This window comes from Streptomyces sp. NPDC016640, assembly GCF_043076215.1.
GTDB lineage: Bacteria > Actinomycetota > Actinomycetes > Streptomycetales > Streptomycetaceae > Streptomyces.
On sequence record NZ_JBIBRG010000007.1, the window covers coordinates 291,556 to 316,124 of the forward strand.

Consider the following 24,569-nt stretch of genomic DNA (forward strand, 5'->3'; position numbering starts at 1 on the left):
GAAGGCCGCCGACCAGCTCCGCCGACACCGCGCGACCACCACGGAAGCCGGGCTCGTCCTCCCGCCACGGAGGTCGGGAGGACGGCCCCGCCCGCTCGCGTGGCAGCTGCACTTCGGCCAAGAACCGGTCGTTGACGGTTCGACATGACTGCCGCGTGGGTGACGGGGCAAGGATTCCCGTGTACGTGTTCGAGCGCAGGGGGAATCGACGTCGGCACGCGGGCGGGGGCCATGAAGAGTGAGGTGTCGGCGGCTCAGCTGAGGCGCACACTGGGGCGGGCGGATCTGCGGGCGGTGCCCGAGTCCCGCCGGGCACTGCGGGAACTGCTCAGGCACTGGGCCACCCCGGAACGGTCCGAGGTGGCGGAACTGCTCACCAGCGAGCTCGTCACCAACGCGATCGTCCACACCGACCACGAGGCGGTGCTGACGGCCGTCGTCGGACCACGGGGACTGCGGGTGGAGGTGCGGGACTTCGTGGCCCGCGAGCCCCGGCCGCGCCTGCCGTGCTCCGACGACGGCACCCACGGAAGGGGCCTGGTGCTGGTCGAGTCCCTGGCCGACGGGTGGGGGGTCAGGAGGCACGGGGTGGGCAAGTCCGTCTGGTTCGAACTCGGCGGGGGAGCCGCGGCCTGAAGCGCGCGCGGCCGGCCGGGAACGCGAACGGGACGGGGCGCGGCCCGAATGGACCGCACCCCGTCCCGTGGTACGCCGTGATCCGCCCGTCGCGAGGTCAGCCGAACTGCTGCTCCAGGTCCTTGAGCTTGCGCTCCAGGGAGTCCAGGCGCGGCAGGGCCTGGGTGTCGTCCTCCGCGGTGAGGTCGACGGTCATCGGGTCAGCGCCGGTGCGCACCGGCTGCAGGGAGTGGCGCGGGTGCACGGGCAGGGCCTCCTGCGCCGGTATGGCAGGCTCCGCGGAGACCACGTCGGAGGCGCGCTCCACCGTCGGCGCCTCCAGCTCGCGTCCGCCGCGGCCCACGAAACCGCGGTGGCCCCGGCTGATCGCCTTCGCCCGGGCCCGCTCCACGCGCTGCTGGTCCCGCCGGCGCTGCTTCGCCTCGTTCTTGCGGATCTTGTCCTCGCGTACTTCCTCGACCGCCTCCTCGAGGCTGCGCACGCCCTCCAGCAGCATCAGCGACCAGGCCCCGTAGGTCTCCCGGGGGGCGCGCAGCCAGCGGACGATACGGATCTGCGGAAGCGGACGCGGCACCAGGCCCTGTTCGCGCAGGGCGGCCCGGCGGGTCTGCTTCAGCGCCCGGTCGAACAGCACTGCGGCCGACAGGGACATGCCCGCGAAGAAGTGGGGGGCGCCGTCGTGTCCGATGCCCCGGGGCGCGTGCACCCAGTTGAACCAGGCCGCGGCGAAGGCGAACGTCCACACGAGTATGCGCGAGCCGAGGGCCGCGTCACCGTGGCTGGCCTCGCGCACGGCGAGGACCGAGCAGAACATCGCGGCGCCGTCCAGGCCGAAGGGGACGAGGTACTGCCAGCCGCCGGACAGGCCGAGGTTCTGTTCGCCGAAGCCGACCAGTCCGTGGAAGGAGAGCGCGGCGGCCACCGCCGCACAGCAGAACAGCAGGATGTAGGAGACCGTGCCGTACAGGGCCTCCTTGCGCCGGCGGCGCTCTTCGCTGCGCTCCCACGAGTCGTCCGCGCTCGTGTCCTTGACCGAGGAGCGCTTGCCGCGCGCCAGCACCGCCACCGCCGCCAGCATGCCCAGGAGCAGCACGGCGCCCGGAAGCAGCCAGTTCAGCGATATGTCGGTCAGTCTCATCTAAGGGGTCCCTTGCATTGGGATAGGGCGTAACGCCCGCCATAGTGGCCCAATCCCAGCAGCCCTCAGGGGGTTTCGGGGCAAGAGCCCGCCAAGGGAGTGCGAGGGGGTGTCCCAGGGCGGCGTTCTGCTCGAACGGCCGAGTGAGGGGCGGGAGTTGGGTTCGAATAAGACTACTCGTACGGGTGGTTCGACGGAAAGTTCCCGCGAGAGGTGAGGAAATTGTGAAGTACCTGTTACCTCTGCGGTGTACTCACCGGATGATCTTACGGTGCGAAAGGAGGTGCCGGTGTCCGGCGTGCCGTCAGCCGGCCTGCGCGGTCAGGGCGGTGGCCCGTTCGGCCGTCCGGCCGGTGGCGCAGGCGCGCGGGCAGGTGGCGCAGTAGTCGTCCGGGCGCAGGGTGTAGAACATGCAGCAGCTGACCCGGTCCCGGGTGGCGCGCGCCGGTTCCCCGCCGGACGGCCCGGCCGGCCGGCGGAAGGTGGCCGCGCCCACGTACGGCTTGGTCGCGCCCGGCAGCAGCAGCTCCAGCTCGGCGAGCCCGCGCTCCTCCTCGCCGAGCAGCTGGGAGACGTACCACAGGCTCTCGACGATCTCGTCGGTCGCCGTGGCCCACAGCGCCCGGCCGCGCCGGCGCATCAGCGGGCCGAACCCGCCCAGGACGGGCTCGAGGTGCTGGGCCACCGCCGCGCGCACCTCCGCCCGCAGCGCCTCCTCGTCGGGCACCACCCGGGCGCCGGGCAGCGCGGCGGCGGGGTCGCCGGGCAGGCAGGCGAAGCCGTCCGGCCGTACGGCCATGCGGCCCACGGCCAGGCCGGGGGCGGCGCGGTCGAACGAGACGTGCGTCACGGGGTAGCGCGGCACGCGGCGGTGCAGGAACCACGGCACGGTGATCAGCAGGCAGGCGGGCCAGGCGTAGCGGTGCAGTCCGAAGCCGGCGATCACGTCGGGGCGGGCCTGCTGTCCGTAGTCCCGCCGCACCTGCGTGTCGTCCCAGGCCAGGAACGCCTCCAGGGCGGTCCCGCCCTCGGCGAGCTCCGCCGCGGCCACCCAGCCCCCGCCCCGGGGCGTCTCCTCGCCGGCGGCGAGCTCGGTGACGGCCAGCGCGGGGAAGGCCTCCGCCAGGCGGGCGTACGCGTCCGCGACAGCCGAACCGGGCACGGGCATGGGAGCACCCCTTCACGTCTCGAGGAGCCGGTCGATAAAAGGTAAGGCTCACCTTACCCAAGATCGGTGAGATGTGAACTGGCGTCCGATGCGCTTATGGTGCTTGACGGACAGGTGACAACCCGCCGTAATGGCCCCAAGTGCCGACACGTCCCAGGAGGACCTCGTGAAGCAGGACACGCAGGGCTCCGCCGCAACGGGGGGCGCGGCGACCGGCCGGGACCGTTTCCGGGTGCCCGCCCAGCCGGCCGCGCAGGACGCGGCCCGGGCCTGCGAAGAGGTACGGGACCGGTGGCGCGGCCGGCCCGGCGACACCGGGGGCGGAGCCGTGCGCGGCGAGCACACGCACGGCGAACCGGCCCCTTCCCGGCCCCGGCCCGTCGTCCGGCGCTCCTCCGTACGCGGGCAGATCCTCACCGCGCTGCGCACCGCGCTGGTGACCGGCGACCTGCGCCCCGGCGAGGTGTACTCCGCTCCCGTGCTGGCCGAGCGGTTCGGCGTCTCCGCCACGCCCGTGCGGGAGGCCATGCAGCAGCTCGCCCTGGAGGGCGCGGTCGAGGTCGTGCCGAACAGGGGCTTCCGGGTCGTCGAGCGGGGCGCGCGGGAACTGGCCGAGCTGGCCGAGGTGCGGGCCCTGATCGAGGTCCCGGTGATGCTGCGGCTGGCCCGGACCGTGCCCCCCGAGCGCTGGGCCGAACTGCGCCCGCTCGCCGAGGCCACGGTCCGCGCCGCCTCCTCCGGCTGCCGGGCCGCGTACGCCGAGTCCGACCGCGCCTTCCACGGCGCCGTGCTGCGCCTCGCCGGCAACGAGGAGCTGGTCCGGATCGCCGAGGACCTCCACCGCCGCGCCCAGTGGCCCCTGGTCGGCAGCGTCCCCGGCGCCCGGGGCCGGGCGGAACTGGTCGCCGACGCCCACGAGCACACGGCCCTGCTGGACGCGTTGGTCGCGGGCGACCTCGACGTGGTGCGCGCGCTGGTCGGGGAGCACTTCACCGGGGCGGCCTGAACGAGGGCCGCCGCCGCGCCGCCGCTACGACGCCCCCGGTTGCCGTGGCTAAGCCGTCGCCGTCCCCGGGGCCGGCGGCGCCAGCTGGCGGGCCAGCCAGGTGGGGACGCCGCCCAGGAGCCGGAACAGCCGGCGGGCCTCCTCGCGCAGCCGGGACGCCTCGGGCTCGGTCTCCGTCTCGGCGAGCGAGACCAGGGCCGGAGCCGTGCCGACGAGATAGCCCAACTCCTCACGGATCCGCAGGGATTCGGCGAAGCCGTGCCGTGCCTCGGCCAACTCTCCCTCGCGCAGGGCGAGTCCCGCCAGGTGGCGCCAGGTCCCGGAGAGCAGCAGCGGGTCGGCGTGCGCGGTGGCGCCCGCGTGGGCGCGGCGGTAGGCGGCTCGCGCCGCCTGCGGGGACCGGGTGAGGTTCTCGGCGATCAGCCCGCGCCGGAAGTCCAGCAGCGCCCGCCCCGCCGCCCCCGGGGCGATCAGCGCGGCCGCCCGGCCGAACGCGGCCCGCGCCTCGTCGGCCCGGTCACGCACGGCGAACAGGGTGGCGGCGTAGGCCAGGTAACCGCGTTCACAAGCGGCGGCGCCCCGCTCCTCGTCGCTGTGCGCCAGCGCCTCGGCCGTACGCAGCGCGTCCTCGGCCTCCTCCCAGCCGGCCTCGGTGTACAGGCACCGCTCCACCAGCAGCGACGCCCGCTGCAGGGCCGCGCCGGGGGTGCCGGCCGTGAGCAGGGCGGCGGCGTCGGCCCAGCAGGCGCGGGAGCGCAGCCGCCACACCGCGGTCCGGAGGGCATCGTCATCGGCGGTCGTTCCGTCACCGGACATGGCGGTATGCGCCACGTTGCCCTCCCCGAGCACGCCATCGAGCTGTTGAGTGGTGGCCGCATCTCAGCACGAACCACGGGGCCCGGCCAAGAGGGCGGGTGAAGGATTTCACAAAGTCGTGGGCCGGGGGCCCGGACCCGCGGAACGGCCCGCGGCGGCTCAGCTCATGCGCAGGGCCAGGAAGAAGTCCAGCTTGTCCTCCAGGCGGGACAGGTCACGGCCCGTCAACTGCTCGATGCGCCCGACGCGGTAGCGCAGCGTGTTGACGTGCAGGTGGAGGCGGGCCGCGCAGCGGGTCCAGGAGCCGTCGCAGTCGAGGAACGCCTCCAAGGTGGGGATCAGCTCGGCGCGATGGCGGCGGTCGTAGTCCCGCAGGGGGTCCAGGAGGCGGGCGGTGAAGGCGCGTCGTACGTCGTCGGGGACGAAGGGAAGCAGCAGGACGTGCGACGCCAGCTCCTGGTGGCCGGCCGCGCAGACCCGGCCCGTGCGGGCCGCGGCCACGCGCCGGGCGTGCCGTGCCTCCTCCAGCGCCCCGCGCAGCCCCTCCGCCGAGTGCACGGCGGCGGAGACACCGAGGGTGAGCCGGCCGTCGTCGCGCAGGCCGGCCGTCAGCGGGCCGCGCACGGATTCCAGCAGCGCGTCGGCGAGGACGCCCGTGCCGGAGCCGTCGTGCTCGCCGGTCACGGCGGGCAGCGGCACCAGCGCGACCGCCTCGTCCCCGGTGTGCGCGACCGCGATGCGGTCGAAGTGCTCGGGCCCGGTGGACGCCGGGTCGACCAGGATCTCCTCCAGCAGTGCCTGGGCCACCGGCCCGCCCTCGACCTCCCCGCCGTCCCAGTCGACCCGGGCCACCACCACCTGCCAGTGCGGCGCGGTCCCGAGCCCGGGCAGCAGCACCGGAGCGGCCACCCGCAGCCGTGCCGCGATCTCGGCGGGCGCGGCGCCGGTCTGCACCAGCTCCAGCACCTCCTGCGCGAGCCGGCGCCGGACCGTGCGCGCCGCGTCCCGGCGGTCCCGTTCCACGGCGATCAGCTGGGTGACGCCGTGCAGCAGGTCCAGCCGCTCCTCGGCCCAGTCCCCGGCGTCCGCCTCGACCGCCAGCAGCCAGTCCGACAGCACCGTCTCGCGCACGTCCCGTGCCGCCGGCGCGGTGCGCCCGCCGCCGTGCACCGGGAAGAGGCTGTACGTCGTCTGGCCCAGCGTGACCCGGTGCGGTCCGCGCCGGCCGGTGCGGGCGGCCGCCAGCTGCTCCGCGGCGAGCCGCGCGCACACGTCGGCGGGCAGCACGGGACCCGCTCCCCGCGACCCGTCGGCCCCCGGGCCCGCGATCGGCCGGCCGGCCGGCGACAGCACCCAGGCCCGCAGGTCCAGGTCGGAGCCGAGCAGGTCGAGCACCACGTCGGGGCCGCCGCCGGCCGGACCCGAGGTCATCATCCGCCGGTGCCGGTCCACCACGGCCGCGAGATCGCCGGCGCGCTCCCCGGACACCTGCCGCACGACGTGCTCGGTGACGGTCGCGAAGGCGACCGACTCGTGCACCGCGAACAACGGCAGCCGGTGCCGCGCGCAGGCCACGACCAGGTCCTCCGGCACATCGCCCAGCTCCGCCTCACCGGCCGCGAGCGCGGCCACCCGGGCCTGCACCAGGATCCGTACGAACGGCTCGGAGTCCGCCGCGCCGCGGCGCCAGGCCAGACCGGTGAGCACCAGTTCCCCGCCCGAGAGATAACGGCTGGGGTCCCTGAGGTCGGTCGTCATCACCCCGCGCACCGTGCGGTCCAGCTCGTCCTCGCCGCCGAGCAGCTTCAGACCCAGCGCGTCGGTGTCCAGCAGTGCGCGCAGCCGCATTGTCGTCGCCGCCGTTTCTCGTCTCGGTACCTGCGATGGACCGTGGGGGATCGTCGGGTGAGGGCCCGGTGGGTGGCCGGGCAGGGGCGTCGGCCGTTTCCCGGACCGCGTCCTCCGCTTCCGGAGGAAGGTGGGAGGTGACAGACGACCCCCGTTCATACGAATCTACAAGATGGCCGTGCTGGCCAGCCAACTCCTTCATGGTTTCCGTGACTGACCCCGGCGCCGCGCCCGGCGGTGTACTGACCCCATCGCGAGTGCACCGCACAGGACGAGCCGGGCCCGCCGGATCCGGATCGGCTCGATCCGGACGCCCCACAGACGAAGAAGAGAGCCGGTCATGGACTTCCTTCGCCCCGCCAGCTGGGAGGAGGCGCTCGCCGCGAAGGCGGAGCATCCCACCGCTGTGCCGATCGCGGGCGGCACCGACGTGATGGTCGAGATCAACTTCGACCACCGGCGGCCCGAGTACCTCATGGACCTGAACCGCGTCGCCGACCTGTACGCATGGGAGGTCGGCGAGGAGAGCGTGCGGCTCGGCGCCTCCGTCCCGTACTCGAAGATCATGGAGCACCTGCGCGCCGAGCTGCCCGGGCTCGCCCTCGCCTCCCACACGGTCGCCTCCCCGCAGATCCGCAACCGCGGCGGCGTCGGCGGCAACCTCGGCACCGCCTCCCCGGCCGGCGACGCCCACCCGGCGCTGCTCGCCGCCGGTGCCGAGGTCGAGGCCGAGTCGGTGCGCGGATCGCGCCGCATCCCGATCGACGACTTCTACACCGGCGTGAAGCGCAACGCGCTGGCGCCCGACGAGCTGATCCGCGCCGTCCACATCAGGAGGGCCGACGGCCCCCAGCAGTACTCCAAGGTCGGCACCCGCAACGCGATGGTCATCGCCGTGTGCGCCTTCGGGCTGGCCCTGCATCCCGGGTCGCGGACCGTCCGCACCGGCATCGGCTCCGCCGCCCCGACACCCGTCCGGGCGAAGACCGCCGAAGAATTCCTGAACGCGGCGCTGGAGGAGGACGGCCTCTGGGACAACGGGAAGATCATCCCCCCGTCGGTCGCCAGGCGGTTCGCCGACCTGTGCGCCGCCGCCTGCAACCCGATCGACGACGTACGCGGCACCGCGAGCTACCGCCGCCACGCGGTCGGCGTCATGGCCCGCCGCACCCTGACCTGGACCTGGGAGTCGTACCGCGGCGCCCACCGCAGCACCGAAGGGGCCGCGTGATGCGACTCAACCTCACCGTCAACGGACGCCCCCAGGAAGCCGACGACGTCTGGGAGGGCGAGTCCCTGCTGTACGTGCTGCGCGAGCGGCTCGGCCTGCCCGGTTCCAAGAACGCCTGCGAACAGGGCGAGTGCGGCTCGTGCACCGTACGGCTCGACGGCGTGCCGGTGTGCTCCTGCCTCGTCGCCGCGGGCCAGGCCGAGGGACGCGAGGTCGTCACCGTGGAGGGCCTGGCGGACTTCGCCGGGGAACGCTCCCGCGGGTCCGGGGCCCGCGGCACCCCGCTGGACGAGGCCCGGCGGTGGCGGCCCGGGGGCACCGGTCCGGAGACCGGCGGGGGCACCGAACTGGCCCCCGTCCAGCAGGCGTTCATCGACGCCGGCGCCGTGCAGTGCGGCTTTTGCACCCCGGGCCTGCTGGTCGCCGCCGACGAGATGCTGGAGCGCAACCCCGACCCGACCGACGCGGACATCCGCGAGGCCCTGTCGGGCAACCTGTGCCGCTGCACCGGCTACGAGAAGATCATGGACGCGGTCCGCCTGGCGGCCGCCCGCCGGTCCGAGGGGGTCTGAGCATGGCGACGAACGGCGTTCCCACCAGGATCACCCAGGGCTCGGGGACCAAGGGCGGCATCGGCGAGTCCACCCTCCGCCCGGACGGCACCCTCAAGGTCACCGGCGAGTTCGCGTACTCCTCCGACCTGTGGCACGAGGACATGCTCTGGGGCCAGATCCTGCGCTCCACCGTCGCCCACGCCGAGATCGCGTCGATCGACACGAGCGAGGCCCTCGCACTGCCGGGCGTGTACGCCGTGATGACCTACGACGACCTGCCGACCGACGTGCGGAACTACGGCCTGGAGATCCAGGACACCCCGGTCCTCGCGCACGGCAGGGTCCGCCACCACGGCGAGCCCGTCGCGATCGTCGCCGCCGACCACCCGGAGACCGCGCGTCGCGCCGCCGCCAGGATCAAGGTCGACTACCGCGAACTCCCCGTCGTCACCGACGAGGCCTCCGCGCTCGCCCCGGACGCGATCCTGGTCCACGAGGACCGCGACGACCACCATGCCGGCCGCGTCCCGCACCCCAACGTCGTCCACCGCCAGCCCATCGTGCGCGGTGACGTCGGCGCGGCCCGGCGCCGCGCGGACGTGATCGTCGAGGGCGAGTACACCTTCGGCATGCAGGACCAGGCCTTCCTCGGCCCCGAGTCCGGCCTCGCCGTGCCCGAGGAGGACGGCGGCGTCCACCTCTACGTCGCCACCCAGTGGCTCCACTCCGACCTGCGCCAGATCGCGCCCGTGCTCGGCCTGCCCGAGGACAGGGTACGGATGACGCTGGCCGGCGTCGGCGGCGCGTTCGGCGGGCGCGAGGACCTGTCCATGCAGATCCACGCCTGCCTGCTGGCGCTGCGCACCGGCAAACCCGTCAAGATCGTCTACAACCGGTTCGAGTCCTTCTTCGGCCACGTCCACCGCCACCCGGCCAAGCTGTTCTACGAGCACGGGGCCACCGCGGACGGCAGGCTGACCCACGTCAAGTGCCGCATCGTCCTCGACGGCGGCGCGTACGCCTCCGCCTCCCCGGCCGTGGTCGGCAACGCCGCCTCGCTCGGCATCGGCCCCTACGTCGTCGACGACGTCGACATCGAGGCCATCGCCCTCTACACCAACAACCCGCCCTGCGGCGCCATGCGCGGCTTCGGCGCGGTCCAGGCGTGCTTCGCCTACGAGGCGCAGATGGACAGGCTGGCGCGGCGGCTCGGCATGGACCCGGTGGAGCTGAGGCAGCTCAACGCGATGGAACAGGGCGCGGTCATGCCCACCGGGCAGCGGGTCGACTCCCCGGCACCGGTCGCCGAACTCCTGCGCCGCGTCAAGGCGATGCCGATGCCGCCGGAGCGCCAGTGGGAGTCCAGCGAGGGCACCGACGTGCGCCAGCTGCCGGGCGGCCTGTCCAACACCACCCACGGGGAGGGCGTCGTCCGCGGGGTCGGCTACGCGGTCGGCATCAAGAACGTCGGCTTCTCCGAGGGCTTCGACGACTACTCCACCGCCCGCGTCCGCATGGAGGCGGTCGGCGGGGAGCCGGTCGCCACCGTGCACACCGCGATGGCGGAGGTCGGCCAGGGCGGTGTCACCGTCCACGCCCAGATCGCCCGCACCGAGCTGGGCGTCGCCCGGGTGACGATCCATCCCGCCGACACCCGGGTGGGCTCGGCCGGTTCGACCTCGGCGTCCCGGCAGACGTACGTCACCGGCGGCGCGATCAGGAACGCCTGCGAACTGGTCCGCGAGAGGGTGCTGGAGCTCGGCCGGCGCAGGTTCGGCTCGTACCACCCGGCGTGGGCGACCGCCGAACTCCTGCTGGAGGGCGGCAAGGTCGTCACCGGCGGCGGCGAGGTGCTCGCCGACCTGGTGGACGTCCTCGGCGACGAGGCCGTGGAGGTCGAGCAGGAGTGGCGGCACCGGCCGACCGAACCCTTCGACCCGCGCACCGGCCAGGGCAACGGCCACGTGCAGTACTCCTTCGCCGCGCACCGCGCCGTCGTCGAGGTCGACACCGAACTCGGCCTGGTGAAGGTGATCGAACTGGCCTGCGCGCAGGACGTCGGCAAGGCGCTCAACCCGCTGTCCGTCGTCGGCCAGATCCAGGGCGGCACCACCCAGGGCCTGGGCATGGCGGTCATGGAGGAGATCATCGTCGACCCGAAGACCGCGAAGGTGAGGAACCCGTCCTTCACGGACTACCTCATCCCCACGATCCTCGACACGCCGACCATCCCCGTCGACGTGCTCGAACTCGCCGACGACCACGCGCCGTACGGGCTGCGCGGCGTCGGCGAGGCGCCCACCCTGTCGTCGACCCCGGCGGTCCTCGCGGCCATCCGCGCCGCGACGGGCCTGGAGCTGAACAGGACCCCGGTACGCCCGGAACACCTCACCGGGACCATGTGACCCGCCCCGGCGCCGGGCGGCCCGGCCACCCCACGGCCGTCCCGGCGCCGGTCCCCGCCCACGCCGAGATCAGGACCGCCCGGGGCGAGGCCCGGGCGACCGGCGCCTCCACGTGGGGCTTCCACGCGATCCCGAGGAGACGGAGAGATGCTGGACATCGCCGAAGAGCTGAACCGGTGGGTGGAGCAGGGCCGTGACTTCGCGGTCGCCACCGTGGTGGCGACCGGCGGCAGCGCGCCCCGGCAGCCCGGCGCCGCGCTCGCGGTGGACGCCGAGGGCACGGCGATCGGGTCCGTCTCCGGCGGCTGTGTGGAAGGCGCCGTCTACGAACTGTGCGCGCAGGCCCTGCGGGACGGCGCGCCCGCCGTGGAGCGCTTCGGGTACGGCGACGGGGACGCCTTCGCCGTGGGCCTGACCTGCGGCGGCGTCATCGACGTGCTGGTGGCGCCGGTACGGGCGGCGGACCCCGCCCGGCCGGTGCTGGCGTCCGCGCTCGCCGCCGCCGCGCGCGGCGAGGCGGCGGCCCTGGCGCGGATCGTGAGCGGCCCGGCGGCGCTGGCGGGCCGGGCGCTGGTGGTCCGCCCGGACGGCTCCCGCGAGGGCGGTTTCGGCGCCCACCCGGAGCTGGACCGCACGGTGGCGGCGGAGGCCGGCGCCCTGCTGGACGCGGGCCGCACGGGCACCCTGGAGATCGGGGAGCACGGCTCACGGTGCGGAGCACCGCTGACGCTGCTGGTCGAGTCCTCGGTGCCGCCGCCCCGGATGATCGTCTTCGGCGCGATCGACTTCGCGTCGGCGCTGGTCCGGGTCGGCAAGTTCCTCGGCCACCACGTCACGGTGTGCGACGCGCGCCCGGTGTTCGCCACCCGGGCACGCTTCCCGGAGGCGGACGAGGTCGTCGTCGAGTGGCCGCACACGTACCTGGAGCGCACGTCCGTGGACGCCCGCACGGTGCTGTGCGTCCTCACCCACGACGCGAAGTTCGACGTACCGCTGCTGAGGCTGGCCCTGCGCCTGCCGGTGGCCTACGTCGGCGCGATGGGTTCCCGCCGCACTCACCTGGACCGCGCCGCGCGCCTGCGCGAGGTCGGCGTGACCGACCTGGAACTGGCACGGCTGCGGTCGCCCATCGGCCTGGACCTGGGCGCCCGTACGCCGGAGGAGACCGCCCTGTCCATCGCCGCCGAGATCGTGGCGAACCGGCGGGGCGGCAGCGGGGTGTCCCTGACGGGCGCCCGCACCCCCATCCACCACGAGGACGGCGGAACCGCGCCGACGGGCCGGATCGGGTCGGTGGCCTGAGCGGCCCCGTCCGCCGGCGGGGCCGTCAGGGGCGGCGGAGCAGCCGGTTCACCGCCCGTCCGAACACCTGGCGGCCGGCCCGCGCCACCACGCCGTCCATGGCGGCCGGCAGGAAACGGAGCCGGATCTCCTCCCGCCACCGCACCCGCGCCCGGCCACCCGGTCCGGGCCCCACCTCGATCTCCGCCCAGCCCAGGACGACGCGGCCGCGTTTCTCCAGGCGGCACAGTCCCGGGGAGCCGTCCACCGGGGGCTGCCACAGCGTCACTTCCATCGGGTCGTCGAAGGCGAGCGGACCGAGGCCCGTGCGGGCGAGGATCCTCGTGCCCTCGCCGGTCGGCGGGGGAGTGGTCACGGTGATCCGGGTGAGGGGGACCCCGTCGTCGTGCCGGGGCCACTCGGTGAGCCGGCGCCAGGCCTCGTCGACGGGGAGGGGTGCCGTGCGCTGCACGAGGAAAGTGGCCACGGACCGATCCTAGGGAATCCCCGCCGGACTCCGGCACGTCCCCGGTGGGCCTCACCCGGTCGGCCCAGTCACCGGCCCTCCGCACCCACCGGTACGCCTCTCCCGGCCCGGCCTCCCCGGGGACGAGGAGCGGAGGACCGCCCGCGCCGCGGGGAGCCCGCGGCCGGTGGACGCCCGCGCCGGTGGCCGCCGCCCCCGGCGACACGGACGAAGGACCGGGAAAGGTCGCACAGCGGCATCAATCATGCTGAGCTGTCTCCAAGTGTTTGAGACAGCTGCGAACGCGGCACCCGCCACCCCGCGGCACCACAGGTCCCGCGGGGACGGAGGAGCCGCCGAGTCCGCTCGCGCCCGCATCGTTCCCGGCCCGCGCACCCGCGAGGAGGTGACGGCCGTGCCGGCCACCAGCGTGGTCATCCCGCCCGCCGCGGCCCGGCCCCGGCCGGCCGGGGCCGGGCGCCACCGCGGCGCCCCCGCCCGGCGGGAGGCGGCCCGGTGAGCCCGGTGAAGGCGGTGCTGTTCGACCGCGACGGCACACTGGTCCACGACGTCCCCTACAACGCCGACCCCGGCCTGGTGCGGCCCGTCGAGGGCGCCCGCGAGGCACTCGACGAACTGCGCGCACGCGGTGTCCGCACCGGCGTCGTCACCAACCAGTCCGGCATCGCGCGCGGACTGCTCACCGGGGCGGACGCGCGCCGCGTCAACCGCCGCGTGGAGGAACTCCTCGGCCCCTTCGACGTGTGGGCGCTGTGCCCGCACGGCCCGGACGACGGCTGCCGCTGCCGCAAACCGCGGCCGGGCATGGTGCTGTGGGCGGCCGGCCGGATCTGCGTGCACCCCGCCGACTGCGTCGTCATCGGTGACATCGGTGCCGACATGGAGGCCGCGCGCCGCGCCGGCGCCCACGGCATCCTCGTCCCCACCCCGCAGACCCGCCCCGAGGAGATCACCGCCGCACCGCACCGGGCCCCGGACCTCACGACGGCGGTACGGCTGCTGCTGACCGCCCCACCGTGGGACCGCCCCGGGGCCATCCCCCCGCCGGGTGATCCCGGAGGCACCTCCGGCCCCGCCCGGACGACGCCGGCGCGGCGGCTCGGCACGGACCCGTCCGCGTCCCGCACGGGGCGTGCCGGGCAGGGGAGGCGGGGGTGAAGGCACTCGTGACCCGGCTCGACAGCTTCGGCGACGTGTTGCTCGCCGGACCGGCCGTGCGCGCCGTCGCCGCCCGCGCCGACACCGTCACCCTGCTGTGCGGACCGCACGGGGCCCCCGCCGCCCGGCTGCTGCCCGGCGTGGACGAGGTGCTCGTGTGGGACTCCCCCTGGACCGGGTTCCAGCCGCCCGCGGTCGACCGCGGGGCCGTCGACGCACTCGTCGCCGCCGTCGACGCCGACACCGCGCTGATCCTCACCTCCTACCACCAGTGCCCGCTGCCCACCGCCCTGCTGCTGCGCCTGGCCGGGGTCCGCCGCATCGCCGCCGACAGCGAGGACCATCCCGGCTCCCTCCTCGACGTACGCCACCACCGCGCCCCCCACGCCCACGAGGCCGAGGCCGCGCTCGACCTCGCCGAGGCAGCCGGTTTCCCCCGGCCCGGCGACGGGCGGCTGCGGGTCCTGGCGCCCCCGGCGACCGAGGCGCTGACCGGTCCCGGCCGCTACGTCGTCCTCCACCCGGGCGCCAGCGTGCCCGCCCGCGCCTGGAGCCCCGGCAGGTGCGCGCAGGCGGTGCGCGAACTCGCCGCCGCCGGGCGCAGGGTGGTGGTCACCGGCGGCGCGGGGGAACGGGACCTGACCGCGTACGTCGCCGGCGGCCGGGCCCTCGACCTCGGTGGCCGCACCGGCGCCGCCGAACTCTCCGGGGTGCTGGCCGGCGCCGACTGCGTCGTGACCGGCAACACCGGCCCCGCGCATCTCGCCGCCGCGGTCGGCACCCCGGTGGTCTCCCTGTTCGCGCCGGTCGTCCCCGCCGAGCGGTGGCGGCCGTACGGGGTGCCGTACGTGCTGCTCGGCGACCAGCACGCGCCGTGCGCCGGCACCAGGGCGCGGCGGTGTCCGGTACCCGGCCATCCGTGCCTGGACGAGGTGACCGCGCACGACGTCGTCGCCGCCGTCGACAAGCTCGTGGAGGCGCCGGGCTGTCCGGCTTCCTGGACGCCCCGGAACGGCCGTGCGGGGAGGTGAACCGATGAGGAGCGCCGTCGCGACGCCCCGCGGGCGTGCTGTGGCACCGCCGGCGTCACCGGGCGTCGGGAACCCGGCACCGGACGGCGCCGCGCCGGTGCCGGGCACCGCGGGGGCCGCGCGGGACGGCGAGCCCGTCGCGGCGGACGGCACCGCGCCCGCCGCGGCAGACGGGAACGATGCCGTGCCGGAGGGGCCGTGGGGGCCCCTCGGCCCCTTCGCGGGACCGGCCCCCGACGGTCCGGTGGACGGGGCCGCCGCGCCGCGGGCCCGGGTCCTGGTGCTGCGGGCCCTGGGGCTCGGCGATCTGCTGGCGGGGGTTCCCGCGCTGCGGGCCCTGCGGCGGTCGTTCCCCCGCCACGAACTGGTGCTGGCCGCGCCCGCCGGGCTCGCGCCGGTCGCCCGGGCCACGGGAGCCGTGGACCGCCTTCTGCCCGCCTCCGCCCCCGGACGCGCCGTACCCCGTGCCCTCGACTGGACCGGGCCGCCCCCCGACGTCGCCGTCGACCTGCACGGCGACGGGCCGCCCAGCCACCGCCTGCTGCAGCGGCTGCGCCCCCTGCGGCTGCTGGCGTTCGCGCACCCCGGGACCCCGGAGATCGAGGGCCCGCCCCGGTACGCGCGGGAACACGAACGGGACCGCTGGTGCCGGCTCCTCGGCTGGTACGGCATCGACGCCGACCCCACCGACCTGCTGCTGCCCCGCCCGCACACCGCGTCCCCCGCCCCCGGTGCCGTCGTCCTGCACCCCGGCGCCGGAGCCCCGGCCCGCTGCTGGCCGGTCGAGCGCTACGCGGCCGTCGCGACCGCGCTGCGCGGGCACGGCGTACGGGTCGTGGTCACGGGCGGCGCGGACGAGGACGATCTGGTGGCGCGGCTCGCCGAGCGGGCCGATCTGCCCGACACCGACGTCTTCGCCGGCGGCCCGCCCCTCGAGCTGCTCCGCGCCCTCGTCGCCGGCGCCCGCGCCGTCGTCAGCGGCGACACCGGCATCGCCCACCTGGCGGTCGCCCACGCCGCCCCGACCGTCACCCTCTTCGGCCCGGTCCCGCCCAGCCACTGGGGCCCGCCCCCGCACCCCCGCCACATCGCCCTGTGGCACGGCCCGCGGGGCGATCCCCACGGCCGCCGCCCCGACCCGGCGCTGCTGCGGATCACCCCCGAGGAGGTCCTGCGCGCCGTCCGCCGGCTGCCCGGCACCCCGAACCCGGGAGGAGGAAACGCGCCATGACCGACCACCGCACCCTCGGCGTCGTCATCGCCACTCGCGACCGGTGCGACCGGCTCGCCGTCACCCTCCAGCACCTCCTCGCCCTGCCCGAACGGCCCGAGATCCTGGTCGCCGACAACGCCTCCACCGACGGCACGCGCGCCATGCTCGCCCGGGACTTCCCCGAGGTGCGGGTACTGGCGCTGCCCGTCAACCACGGCGCCCTGGCCCGCAACCACGGCATCCGCGTCCTCGACACCCCGTACGTGGCGTTCAGCGACGACGACTCCTGGTGGTCGCCCGGTGCCCTGGCCCACGCGGCCGAGCTGTTCGACGCCCACCCCCGGCTCGGCCTGATCGCCGCCCGCACCCTCGTCGGCCCGGCCGCCGAGCCGGACCCGCTCAACGACGTCCTCGCCGGCTCCCCGCTGGGCCCGGCCACCGACCTCCCGGGCACCCAGGTGCTGGGCTTCCTCGCCTGCGGCGCCGTCGTCCGCCGCCGCGCCCACCTCGACGCGGGCGGCTTCCACCGGCTGCTGTCCATCGGCGGCGAGGAGACCCTCCTCGCCTACGACCTCGCCGCGCGCGGCTGGGGCGTCACCCACTGCCCCGACGTCGTCGCCCACCACCACCCGGCCCCCGCCCCCCGCCCCGGCCGCCCGGCGGTCCAGCGCCGCAACGAACTCCTGACCGCCTGGCTGCGCCGCCCCCTCCCCTACGCCGTCGCCCGCACCGGAGCCCTCGCCACCGAGGCCCGCGGCGACCACCAGGCCCGGCGCGCCCTGCGGGAGACCCTTCCCCGGCTGCCCGCCGCCCTGCGCGAGCGCCGGCCGCTGCCCCCGCACGTGGAACGGGCCGCCCGCCTGCTGGAAGGGGCGCCCGCATGAGCGACCCCCGCACCACCGTCGTCGTCATCACCCACAACCGGCGCCCCGAACTCCTGCGCACCCTCGGTCACCTCGTCTCGCTCCCCGAGCGGCCGGCGGTGATCGTCACCGACAACGGCTCCACCGACGGCACCGCCGAGGCCGTCGCCCGTCACCACCCGGGGGTCCGGCTGCTGTGCCCCGGCGGCAACCTCGGCGCCGTCGGCCGCAACCTCGCCGTCCGCGAGGTCCGTACGCCCTACACCGCCTTCTGCGACGACGACTCCTGGTGGTCGCCCGGCTCCCTCGCCGGTGCCGCCGACCTGCTCGACCGGCACCCGGCGCTCGGCTCGGTCACCGCGCGGATCATCGTCGAACCCGGCGGCACCGAGGACCCGATCGTCCGCGAACTGCGCGACTCCCCCGTGCCCGGCCCGCCCTGGCTGCCCGGGCCGGCCCTCGGCTCGTTCCTGGCCGCCGCGACCGTGCTGCGCACCGACGCCTTCCGCACCGCGGGCGGCTTCCACCCGCGCCTCTGGCTCGGCGGCGAGGAGGAACTGCTGGCCGCCGACCTGGCGGCCGGCGGCTGGTGGCTCACCTACGCCGACCACCTGACGATCCACCACCAGGCCTCCGTGGCACGCGACGCCACCCTGCGCCGGGTGCACGGCATCCGCAACACCCTGTGGTTCACCTGGCTGCGCCGCCCGGCCGGTCCCGCCCTGCGCCGCACCCTGGACCTGGCCCGCACCGTCCCGCGCGACACGGCCTCCCTGCGCGCCTTCGCGGAGGCGGCCGCCGCCCTGCCCTGGGTCCTGCGGGAACGCCGCGTCCTGCCCCGCGAGGTCGAGTCCCGGTTCCGCCTCCTGGAGCCCGTCCAACGTGCCTCCACGGCCCGCCGCTACATCGGCTGACACGAGAAGGGAACCGGGAACCCGGCGGGACACCGGCCGGTACGCGCCGTGCGGCCCGCGGGCCGCGCCACCCCTCGCCCTCCCGGCGTTCCCCGCCGACGGCCGCGTTCGCGTCCCGTCTCCCGGCCCCGCCTCCCGTCCCCGAACCCCGGCGTCCAGGTGCGGCCGTCACCCCCCGCCGCGCCGGACCACTGTCCCGGAGGGCACACGCTCGGCGCCCGACCACCGGCACAGCAGCCGGAACACGGCGAAGAGCGTGGGCGGCCACACCGCGGCGAACGCCCAGATCGCCCACGGTGCCGAGGTGACGATGCCGGTCACCATCAGCGTGACGGACACCGTGAGCGCAACGGCCACCGTCCGCCCGCGCGGGCGGTAGCAGGCCGCACGCACCAGCAGCCGCGTCGCGTGGGAGCCCCGGCGCGACCCGAACGTGCGCAGGCGCCGGTCGAGCCGGCGGTCGCGGCGCAGCGCCCGCTCGATCTCGTCGAGGATGTGCTGTTCGTGCTCGGGGAGCCGACCGACGGACACCCTCTCTCCTTCCAGGACCACCGTGGGGGCGTCCGAGTGCCCGGGCGGATCCCGGGCTAACCGGCGTCGGCGCGCGGTGCCAGCGCCTCCAGCAGCCGGTCCGCGCCGTCCGGCACGCGGCCCTCGCGGAAGGTGTCGCGGACCTGCCGGGCGGCCACCCGGCCCGAGGTCAGACACCAGTCCCACCACCGCTGGAGCCGGCGCGCGTCCACCTGCTCCGCGGCCAGCAGCGCGGGCCAGCCGCAGGCGCGGGCCTGCGCGGTCACCTTGGCACCGCCCGCCACCGGGTCCACCGCCAGCACCGGCGTGCCGACCCGCAGCGCGAGCACCAGTCCGTGCAGCCGGTCGGTGACCACGAGGTCCAGCCGGGCCAGCACCGACTGCACCTGCGCCGGCGTCGCGCTCAGATGCCAGTCCCGGGTGTCCAGCCTGGTGTCCAGCTCCAGCCGGGCACAGTCCTTGCCGGCCAGCCAGCGCGTCACCCCCTCCGCGACCTGTCCGTGCCGCCGCTGCCGCCCGTACTCCCGCTGGCCGTGGGTGAGGATCACCCCGACCACGGGCCGCGCCGGCAGGGCCGGGGCGCGGGCCGCCAGGTCCTCGGTCGGCTCGCCACCGGGGGCGTCCCGCGCCAGCACGCGGTGGAAACCGGTCACGGCCGCGCCCGCGGGGTCGATGACGGACGCCCCCACGGCGATCCGCACACAGTGCGCGAAGCGCCGGTGCAGCTCCTCGACCTGGGGCCCGTGCAGCGGGCCGCACACGAACACCAGATGGGAGTAGTCGGCGGGCCGCAGCCCGCCGAAGTGCGGGGCGTCCGGCCGGAACCCAGGGCTCCACACCACGTCGTACGGCATCCCGGCGGCCCGCAGCACCTCCTCCACCCGGCGCAGCGCCAGCACGTCCCCGGCGGTCACCTCCCCGTCGTGGAAGCTGAACCACCCGGTCAGCAGGATCCTTCGCGGTCCCGCGCGCTCGCGTCCGTGCACAGTGCGCACCGGGTGCCCCCGCCGCCGGAACACAATCGGCCCCGCCGCGCCTCCCGCCCGAGTACGCCGCCCGCTCCTCTCCCACGCCGGCCGCACCCGCGTCGTGCCGGCCGCGTTCCGGGGCCGCGGCCGGCAGGGCGACGCCGCCCACCGCGCCCTCCCGGCCGGCGGGTTCCCGGCGGGGCCGTGGCGGCCGGGGACACCCCCTCGTCATCGGGCCGTCCGGCCGGCTCGGCACCGCGCGGCGGCAGGAGGCCACCGCGGAGGGGGAGCGGACGCCGAAGGCGCTGCACCCGGGCACGGCGTACGACATCCGTTCCGGGACGGGTGCGCGTCCGGCCCCGGCCCGGTCCACGTGGAGAGGGGGCGCTGCGGGCTGCTCGTGGAAGCCCGCAACGCCCCCTGGTTCGCTGCCTGAGGGTTACTCAGGATGCTTGTGGGACTAAGAGTTGACCTGCGCCGTGACCTGGGAGGAGAAGGTGGTCAGGCGGGTGTAGACACCCGGGTAGCCGGCCGCCGCGCAGCCGTCGCCCCAGGAGGTGATCCCGGCGAGGCGGCCGCCGATCAGCAGCGGTCCGCCGCTGTCGCCCTGGCAGGTGTCCACGCCGCCGGAGGTGTATCCGGCGCACACCATGTCGCTCTGCACGAACCGGGAGCCGTAGGAGCTGCGGCAGCTGGTGTCGGAGACGGTCGGCACGGTCGCGGTGCGCAGCTGGTTGGAGGAGCTGCCGTTGGAGGAGGTGGTGCCCCAGCCGAGGACGCGGGCGGTGGCGCCGGCCGTGTACACCGAGGTGTCCGCCGACGACACGTACGACGCCGGGGTGTACGGCATCGACGCCGACAGCGTCAGCACCGCCACGTCGTCGCCCCGGGTGGCGCTGACGTAGTCCGGGTGGATCCAGATTCTGCTCACTCTGGCCACGGTGCCGTTGGTGCCGTTGCGGTAGGTGCGCCCCCCGACGACGCGCACGCTGCTGGTCGTCTCGCCGACCATGCAGTGCGCGGCCGTGACCACCTTGGTGGGGGAGACCAGGGTGCCGCCGCAGAACTGGTTCTGCGAGGCGTCGGTGATCTGCATCATGAACGGGTACGCCGATGTCGTGGTCGTCGTACCACCGACGATCGGCTGCGGAGCGGCGACGGCTGAGGGGGCGGCGAGCAGCGCGGTGGCGGCGGCGGCAGCGGCCGCGACGCCGACGGCGGCGGCCTTCTTGACACGGGTGAGCCCGAACATGGGTCTCCTCACGGGATTGCCGGTGGGGTTCGCACGGGGTGGGGGTCGAACACGAGGGCCCGGGGAGGCCTCCGTGTGCCCGACGAGCGGCACGTGACGACGCTACGATCCCCGGTCCGGCCGTCCCAATGAGGGAACCCCCTAGGGGAGTTGCACAGGGAAAACCCTCGGTCGCCCCGAACCGCCGCCGTGCGGAGGTCAGTTCGTGCGACGGCCTGCCGCCAGGCGGACGATGTCGACCCGTGAGCGGATGCCCAGCTTGCGGTAGACCCGGGTGAGGGTCGCCTCGACGGTCTTGACGCTGATGAACAGGCGGGCCGCGATCTCCCGATTGGTGGCACCCTCCATGACCAGCGCGGCGACCTGACGTTCCATCGAGGCCAGGCCGTCCAGGACGGCCGGAGGGGCGGCGGGCACGGTCTCCGCCTCCGCGGGGCCGGCGGCCACGGCCCGGTCGACCTGGCGCAGCCACGGCAGCGCCCGGCAGCGCCGGAACAGCCTGGCGGCCTCCTCGTAGGCGGCCGGTACCGGGCCCCGGGCGCGCAGCCGGGCCAGCGCGAACGCGGCCCGCGCCTCCTCCAGGCCGTACCCCAGCCGGGCGAGCCGCTCCTGAGCCGACATCAACTGGGCCTGAGCGGCCTGGTGTTCACCACGGGCCGCGCGCACCAGCGCCTCGGCGCGGTCGAGTACCGCCAGCACACTCGCGCGGTTCAGGCGCAGCGCGTGCACCCGGGTGACGTTGATGAGTTCCTGCGCCTCGCCCGGCTCGCCGATCCGCACCAGCGCCTCGGCGAGATCGCCCTGCCAGCGGCCGCGCGCCGGATCGATGATGCCCATGGCCTGCTCGAGATCCCGCACCCGGCGCAGCGAGCCGACCGCGGCCCGCGCCTCCCCGGCCACCAGCTGGGCGTAGCCGAGGGCGGCCAGGGCCAGGGAGAGGTACAACTGGTCGCCGTCCACCTCGGCGTGGTCCGCGGCCTCGCGGGCCAGCGTCAGCGCCCGGTCCACGTCCCCGCCCGACGCCTCCGCGAGCGAGGCGAGCATGGCGGAGGCGCTCTCGCCGATCCCGGAGTCCCGGGCCAGCCGCAGGCTCTCGCGGGCCAGGTCCAGGGCCCGGCCGCAGTGCCCGACGCGCAGCTCGGTGTCGGCGAGCAGGCGCGAGAAGTGCACCTCGCTCTCCACCATGCCGCGCCGGCGCGCCTCGCGCAGCAGCGAGGTGATGGCCGTACGGGCCTCCGGCAGCTGGTCGCTCATGAGCAGCCACCGGAACCTCGACATGGCGGCGCCGTTGTGATGGCAGGTCACATCGGGGTCCTGGGGCTCCTGGAGCGCCCGCTGGATCGTGGCGGGGGCGTCCGGGTGGCCCATCAGGGTCTCGGTGGACGACTGGAAGGCGAGGGCCATCAGCTCGGTGCGCCGGTCCCCGCCCCGGGCGGCCAGCTCCGCCGCGTGCGCCGCCTCCTGACGGGACTTGGCGAAGTCGCCGTCCACCACCACCTCCCGCCAGGCCAGCTGGTAGTGGACCAGCGCGAGCAGCCGGGGGTCGTCGCCGGCGTCGGCCAGCACCTGCGGGAACACCGCGTCGACCTCGCCGAGCGCCTGCCCGGCCGCCTCGATGACCACCATCCAGGCCCGCACCCGCTCCGCCGGAACCGTCGCCCGGGTCAGCACCTCCCGCGCTATGTCCCGGGCCAGGTCGGCCTCGCCCGCGGTGATCGCGTCCTCGGCGGCCTGGAGCCGCCGCTCGTCCGGGCCCGGCTCGCCGTCGGCCGGGGTGTGCCGGGCGGCCAGCAGCCCGAGCGAGGCGGCGACCGAGGGCGCGCCGCGGTCCCGGGCCAGCGCGGCGGCCTCGGCGAGCCGGGCCGCCACCTCCGGGTCGGGGCCGGTGGCGGCCAGCGCCAGGTGCCGGGCCCGCTCGATGGGGTCGGAGGCCGCCGTGGACAGCGCCGTGTGCGCGGCCCGCCGCTCCTGGGCCGGGGCCTCCGCGTAGAGGGCGGCCGAGATCAGCGGATGCGCGAACCGCACCGCCGACTCCTCCGCGTCCGTCGCCAGCAGCCCCAGCGCGGCGGCCTGGGCCGTCTCCGCCTCGGCGTGCTCCCGGCCGGCCGCGTGCAGCAGCGTCAGGGTGGGACGGGCGCCCGCGCTGGCCACCAGCAGGGTGCGGCGCGCCTCGTCCGACAGCATCTCCAGCCGGCTGAGCACCAGCGCCCGCAGCGAGGTCGGCACCGGCAGCGGCTCGCCCGGCCGGGGTCTGGTGGGGCTCTCCGCCAGGGCACGGCCCAGCTCCAGGGCGAACAGCGGGTTCCCGGCGCTGGTGCGGTGGATGTCACGGACCGTGGAGCGGGACAGGCCGGTGTAGCCGCGGTGGTCGAGCAGCGCGGACACCTGGGTGCGGGAGAACGGGCCCAGCCGCACCGCCACCGTGTCCGGCGGGCAGGCGCGCAGCTGACGGTCGTACTCCTGGCCGTCCGTGCGCACCGCGCACAGCATCCGCACCGGGCTGTCGCCGAGCCGCCGGGCGGCGAAACCGAGGAGTTCCGCGCTGGCCGGGTCCAGCCACTGCAGATCGTCGGCGACGACGAGGACCGGCCCCTCGTCGGCCAGCGCCCGCAGGGTGGACAGCACGGCGAGACGCAGCGCCAGCCCGTCCCGCTGGAGGCTGGACTCGCCGCGTCCGGTGAGCGCCGACTCCAGGGCGGTGCGCTGGGCGGCGGGCAGCCGCGCGGAGACCCGGTCGAGGACCAGACCGAACAGATCGGCCAGCGCCAGGAACGGCAGATGGGATTCGGACTCCGTGGCCGAGCAGCGCAGCACCGTGCGGGCCGCACCGGCGTTTTCGGCCGCAAGTGCCCGCAGCACGGTCGACTTTCCTATTCCCGCGGGGCCGTGGAGCAGCACGCTGCCCCCTCGGGCCAGCTGCTCCCGGGCGCCGGAGAACAGCTCCTCCCGGCCGATGACCAGGTCGGGGCGGCACCTGGCAGGCTCCTTGAAGTCCCGTCGCACGGTCACCGCTCCCCTCCGTGTGGCGTGTCCTGGCCAATATTAGGCAACGGGTTCCTTAATTCCGGGCGGACGGTGTAGTGAGGCAAATTACAGCGGGCGGGGCAACGGTAAATCCGAAGTCCTTCTGCCGGTAATGGCTCCTGATGGGAAAACACCGCAAATCTATGGCAACCACCCGGCCCGGCGGGCCGCGACCACGGCCTGCCCCCGGGTCCGCACCCCCAGCTTCCGCATCGCCGACCGCAGATACGCCTTGACGGTCTCCGCCGTCACCCCCAGCCTCCCGGCCGCCTCCCCGTTCGTCGCCCCGGCCGCCACGCAGGCGAGCACGTCCACCTCACGGGGCGCGAGCCGTACCGCCGCGGCCGGTGAGGGGCCGGCGGTGAGCAGGGCGCACGCGTCGAGCAGCTCGGCGCGCAGCACGGGATCCGCGATGCGCGGCGCCAGCGCCCGCAGCGCCGCGTGCGCCTCCCGCACCCGCTCCCGGGCGGCCCCGGCCCCGTCCGGCACCCCGGACACCGGCGGCTCCGGCCGGGCCGCCGTCATCAGCTCGGCCACCTCCTCCCGCACCACCAGGGCCTGCTCCACGTCCCGCGCGGCCTGGACCGCCGCGCCGAGCGTGCGGTCGCCGAGAGGCCGGGCCGTCCGCAGAGCGCCGTAGAGCACGGCCCGCACCCGGCGGCGTACGACCACGGGTACGGCGACGACGGCGCGCAGGCCCTCGGCGGCGACCGGGGCGTCGTACTCGTGGCTGATCCGCCGCGAGACCGAGTAGTCCGCCACCGCGCACGGCCGGGCGAGCGCCACCGCCTTGCCGCCCAGGCCGTTGCCCGGCGTCACCGCGAGCGCGCTCAGCGCGGGCGTCGCGGTGCCGCTCAGTTCGCTGATGCGCATCTGCCGCCGGCCGGGCTCCACCAGTCCCCCGAAGGCGACCGGCAGCCCGGTCGCGTGCCGCAGCCGGGCCAGCGCCCCGCGGATCTCCACCGCGTCGCCCGCCCCCACCGGATCAGCTGTCACCCGTTCGCCCCTTCACCACGACCCCCGCGCGGACCACACCCCCGTTCGG

At 75.8% G+C, this 24,569-nt stretch carries 22 protein-coding genes; 12 read left to right on the forward strand and 10 right to left on the reverse strand.

Features of this window, described 5'->3' with window-relative positions:
* Positions 1-231 precede the first annotated feature (231 nt).
* The gene (locus tag ACF07S_RS17195; RefSeq protein ID WP_391964922.1) at positions 232-636 is read left to right on the forward strand and encodes an ATP-binding protein; all 405 of its coding nucleotides are present in this window, start codon (positions 232-234) and stop codon (positions 634-636) included.
* 97 nt (positions 637-733) lie between these two features.
* Here the strand turns inward: ACF07S_RS17195 and ACF07S_RS17200 are convergent, their stop codons facing one another.
* Both ACF07S_RS17200 and ACF07S_RS17205 read right to left on the reverse strand, forming a co-directional pair.
* Positions 734-1,774, reverse strand: coding sequence for a DUF2637 domain-containing protein (locus ACF07S_RS17200; protein WP_391964923.1), 1,041 nt, complete (start codon positions 1,772-1,774; stop codon positions 734-736).
* 304 nt (positions 1,775-2,078) lie between these two features.
* Positions 2,079-2,942 (reverse strand): (2Fe-2S)-binding protein, encoded by an 864-nt coding sequence (locus ACF07S_RS17205; protein WP_391964924.1) that lies wholly within the window; start codon positions 2,940-2,942, stop codon positions 2,079-2,081.
* A gap of 166 nt (positions 2,943-3,108) precedes the next feature.
* On the opposite strand from ACF07S_RS17205, the gene ACF07S_RS17210 reads away from it, so the two are divergent.
* Positions 3,109-3,948, forward strand: coding sequence for a GntR family transcriptional regulator (locus ACF07S_RS17210; RefSeq protein ID WP_391974502.1), 840 nt, complete (start codon positions 3,109-3,111; stop codon positions 3,946-3,948).
* A gap of 48 nt (positions 3,949-3,996) precedes the next feature.
* Here the strand turns inward: ACF07S_RS17210 and ACF07S_RS17215 are convergent, their stop codons facing one another.
* Entirely contained in the window at positions 3,997-4,764 is a 768-nt protein-coding gene (locus tag ACF07S_RS17215; protein ID WP_391965009.1) for a hypothetical protein, read from the reverse strand.
* Between the two features lie 159 nt (positions 4,765-4,923).
* Positions 4,924-6,612 carry a PucR family transcriptional regulator gene (locus ACF07S_RS17220; protein WP_391974503.1) on the reverse strand — a complete coding sequence of 563 codons (1,689 nt, stop codon included), beginning with the start codon at positions 6,610-6,612 and terminating at the stop codon, positions 4,924-4,926.
* Between the two features lie 340 nt (positions 6,613-6,952).
* Between ACF07S_RS17220 and ACF07S_RS17225 the strand changes: the two genes are divergently transcribed.
* From ACF07S_RS17225 to ACF07S_RS17240, 4 genes are all read left to right on the forward strand, one after another.
* A complete protein-coding gene (locus ACF07S_RS17225; RefSeq protein WP_391964927.1) occupies positions 6,953-7,843 on the forward strand; it encodes an FAD binding domain-containing protein in 891 nt (296 codons plus the stop codon).
* Positions 7,843-8,415 (forward strand): (2Fe-2S)-binding protein, encoded by a 573-nt coding sequence (locus ACF07S_RS17230; protein WP_391964928.1) that lies wholly within the window; start codon positions 7,843-7,845, stop codon positions 8,413-8,415. The genes ACF07S_RS17225 and ACF07S_RS17230 overlap by 1 nt, the downstream gene beginning before the upstream one ends.
* A gap of 2 nt (positions 8,416-8,417) precedes the next feature.
* Positions 8,418-10,802 carry a xanthine dehydrogenase subunit D gene (gene pucD / locus ACF07S_RS17235; protein ID WP_391974504.1) on the forward strand — a complete coding sequence of 795 codons (2,385 nt, stop codon included), beginning with the start codon at positions 8,418-8,420 and terminating at the stop codon, positions 10,800-10,802.
* Between the two features lie 147 nt (positions 10,803-10,949).
* A complete protein-coding gene (locus tag ACF07S_RS17240) occupies positions 10,950-12,104 on the forward strand; it encodes an XdhC family protein (protein ID WP_391974505.1) in 1,155 nt (384 codons plus the stop codon).
* A gap of 25 nt (positions 12,105-12,129) precedes the next feature.
* Here the strand turns inward: ACF07S_RS17240 and ACF07S_RS17245 are convergent, their stop codons facing one another.
* On the reverse strand, positions 12,130-12,570 hold the full coding sequence (locus ACF07S_RS17245; RefSeq protein ID WP_391964931.1) for an SRPBCC family protein: 441 nt from the start codon (positions 12,568-12,570) through the stop codon (positions 12,130-12,132).
* A 262-nt stretch (positions 12,571-12,832) separates the two neighbouring features.
* Here ACF07S_RS17245 and ACF07S_RS17250 point away from each other — a divergent pair, with 262 nt between their 5' ends.
* Genes ACF07S_RS17250 through ACF07S_RS17275 form a run of 6 tightly spaced genes read left to right on the forward strand, consistent with a single transcriptional unit; the run spans position 12,833 to position 17,749 of the window.
* Complete coding sequence (locus ACF07S_RS17250) at positions 12,833-13,069, forward strand: hypothetical protein (protein ID WP_391964932.1); 237 nt, start codon at positions 12,833-12,835, stop codon at positions 13,067-13,069.
* Entirely contained in the window at positions 13,066-13,728 is a 663-nt protein-coding gene (locus ACF07S_RS17255) for a D-glycero-alpha-D-manno-heptose-1,7-bisphosphate 7-phosphatase (protein ID WP_391974506.1), read from the forward strand. The genes ACF07S_RS17250 and ACF07S_RS17255 overlap by 4 nt, the downstream gene beginning before the upstream one ends.
* A complete protein-coding gene (locus tag ACF07S_RS17260; protein ID WP_391964934.1) occupies positions 13,725-14,759 on the forward strand; it encodes a glycosyltransferase family 9 protein in 1,035 nt (344 codons plus the stop codon). Before ACF07S_RS17255 ends, ACF07S_RS17260 begins: the two co-directional genes overlap by 4 nt.
* A 4-nt stretch (positions 14,760-14,763) precedes the next feature.
* Positions 14,764-15,990 (forward strand): glycosyltransferase family 9 protein, encoded by a 1,227-nt coding sequence (locus ACF07S_RS17265; RefSeq protein WP_391974507.1) that lies wholly within the window; start codon positions 14,764-14,766, stop codon positions 15,988-15,990.
* Positions 15,987-16,856: a glycosyltransferase family 2 protein gene (locus tag ACF07S_RS17270; RefSeq protein WP_391974508.1), complete on the forward strand. Its 870-nt coding sequence runs from the start codon at positions 15,987-15,989 to the stop codon at positions 16,854-16,856. The genes ACF07S_RS17265 and ACF07S_RS17270 overlap by 4 nt, the downstream gene beginning before the upstream one ends.
* Complete coding sequence (locus ACF07S_RS17275) at positions 16,853-17,749, forward strand: glycosyltransferase family 2 protein (RefSeq protein ID WP_391974509.1); 897 nt, start codon at positions 16,853-16,855, stop codon at positions 17,747-17,749. The genes ACF07S_RS17270 and ACF07S_RS17275 overlap by 4 nt, the downstream gene beginning before the upstream one ends.
* Before the next feature lie 168 nt (positions 17,750-17,917).
* Here the strand turns inward: ACF07S_RS17275 and ACF07S_RS17280 are convergent, their stop codons facing one another.
* The 5 genes from ACF07S_RS17280 to ACF07S_RS17300 all read right to left on the reverse strand — a co-directional run bounded on the left by ACF07S_RS17280 (position 17,918) and on the right by ACF07S_RS17300 (position 24,520).
* Entirely contained in the window at positions 17,918-18,280 is a 363-nt protein-coding gene (locus tag ACF07S_RS17280) for a DUF3040 domain-containing protein (protein WP_391964938.1), read from the reverse strand.
* Positions 18,281-18,336: 56 nt separating this feature from the next.
* On the reverse strand, positions 18,337-19,275 hold the full coding sequence (locus tag ACF07S_RS17285) for a polysaccharide pyruvyl transferase family protein (RefSeq protein ID WP_391964939.1): 939 nt from the start codon (positions 19,273-19,275) through the stop codon (positions 18,337-18,339).
* A gap of 433 nt (positions 19,276-19,708) precedes the next feature.
* Positions 19,709-20,500 (reverse strand): S1 family peptidase, encoded by a 792-nt coding sequence (locus tag ACF07S_RS17290; RefSeq protein ID WP_391974510.1) that lies wholly within the window; start codon positions 20,498-20,500, stop codon positions 19,709-19,711.
* Between the two features lie 198 nt (positions 20,501-20,698).
* On the reverse strand, positions 20,699-23,509 hold the full coding sequence (locus ACF07S_RS17295; protein ID WP_391964941.1) for an AAA family ATPase: 2,811 nt from the start codon (positions 23,507-23,509) through the stop codon (positions 20,699-20,701).
* Between the two features lie 156 nt (positions 23,510-23,665).
* Positions 23,666-24,520 carry a response regulator transcription factor gene (locus ACF07S_RS17300; RefSeq protein WP_391974511.1) on the reverse strand — a complete coding sequence of 285 codons (855 nt, stop codon included), beginning with the start codon at positions 24,518-24,520 and terminating at the stop codon, positions 23,666-23,668.
* Between the last annotated feature and the right edge of the window lie 49 nt (positions 24,521-24,569).

What these genes read in the sequence shown, in the direction of transcription:
- ACF07S_RS17195 (WP_391964922.1), top strand. Translation starts at nt 232, where the DNA reads ATGAAGAGTGAGGTGTCGGCGGCTCAGCTGAGGCGCACACTGGGGCGG.
- ACF07S_RS17200 (WP_391964923.1), bottom strand. Translation starts at nt 1,774, where the DNA reads ATGAGACTGACCGACATATCGCTGAACTGGCTGCTTCCGGGCGCCGTG.
- ACF07S_RS17205 (WP_391964924.1), bottom strand. Translation starts at nt 2,942, where the DNA reads ATGCCCGTGCCCGGTTCGGCTGTCGCGGACGCGTACGCCCGCCTGGCG.
- ACF07S_RS17215 (WP_391965009.1), bottom strand. Translation starts at nt 4,764, where the DNA reads ATGTCCGGTGACGGAACGACCGCCGATGACGATGCCCTCCGGACCGCG.
- ACF07S_RS17220 (WP_391974503.1), bottom strand. Translation starts at nt 6,612, where the DNA reads ATGCGGCTGCGCGCACTGCTGGACACCGACGCGCTGGGTCTGAAGCTG.
- ACF07S_RS17225 (WP_391964927.1), top strand. Translation starts at nt 6,953, where the DNA reads ATGGACTTCCTTCGCCCCGCCAGCTGGGAGGAGGCGCTCGCCGCGAAG.
- ACF07S_RS17230 (WP_391964928.1), top strand. Translation starts at nt 7,843, where the DNA reads ATGCGACTCAACCTCACCGTCAACGGACGCCCCCAGGAAGCCGACGAC.
- pucD (WP_391974504.1), top strand. Translation starts at nt 8,418, where the DNA reads ATGGCGACGAACGGCGTTCCCACCAGGATCACCCAGGGCTCGGGGACC.
- ACF07S_RS17240 (WP_391974505.1), top strand. Translation starts at nt 10,950, where the DNA reads ATGCTGGACATCGCCGAAGAGCTGAACCGGTGGGTGGAGCAGGGCCGT.
- ACF07S_RS17265 (WP_391974507.1), top strand. Translation starts at nt 14,764, where the DNA reads ATGAGGAGCGCCGTCGCGACGCCCCGCGGGCGTGCTGTGGCACCGCCG.
- ACF07S_RS17270 (WP_391974508.1), top strand. Translation starts at nt 15,987, where the DNA reads ATGACCGACCACCGCACCCTCGGCGTCGTCATCGCCACTCGCGACCGG.
- ACF07S_RS17275 (WP_391974509.1), top strand. Translation starts at nt 16,853, where the DNA reads ATGAGCGACCCCCGCACCACCGTCGTCGTCATCACCCACAACCGGCGC.
- ACF07S_RS17290 (WP_391974510.1), bottom strand. Translation starts at nt 20,500, where the DNA reads ATGTTCGGGCTCACCCGTGTCAAGAAGGCCGCCGCCGTCGGCGTCGCG.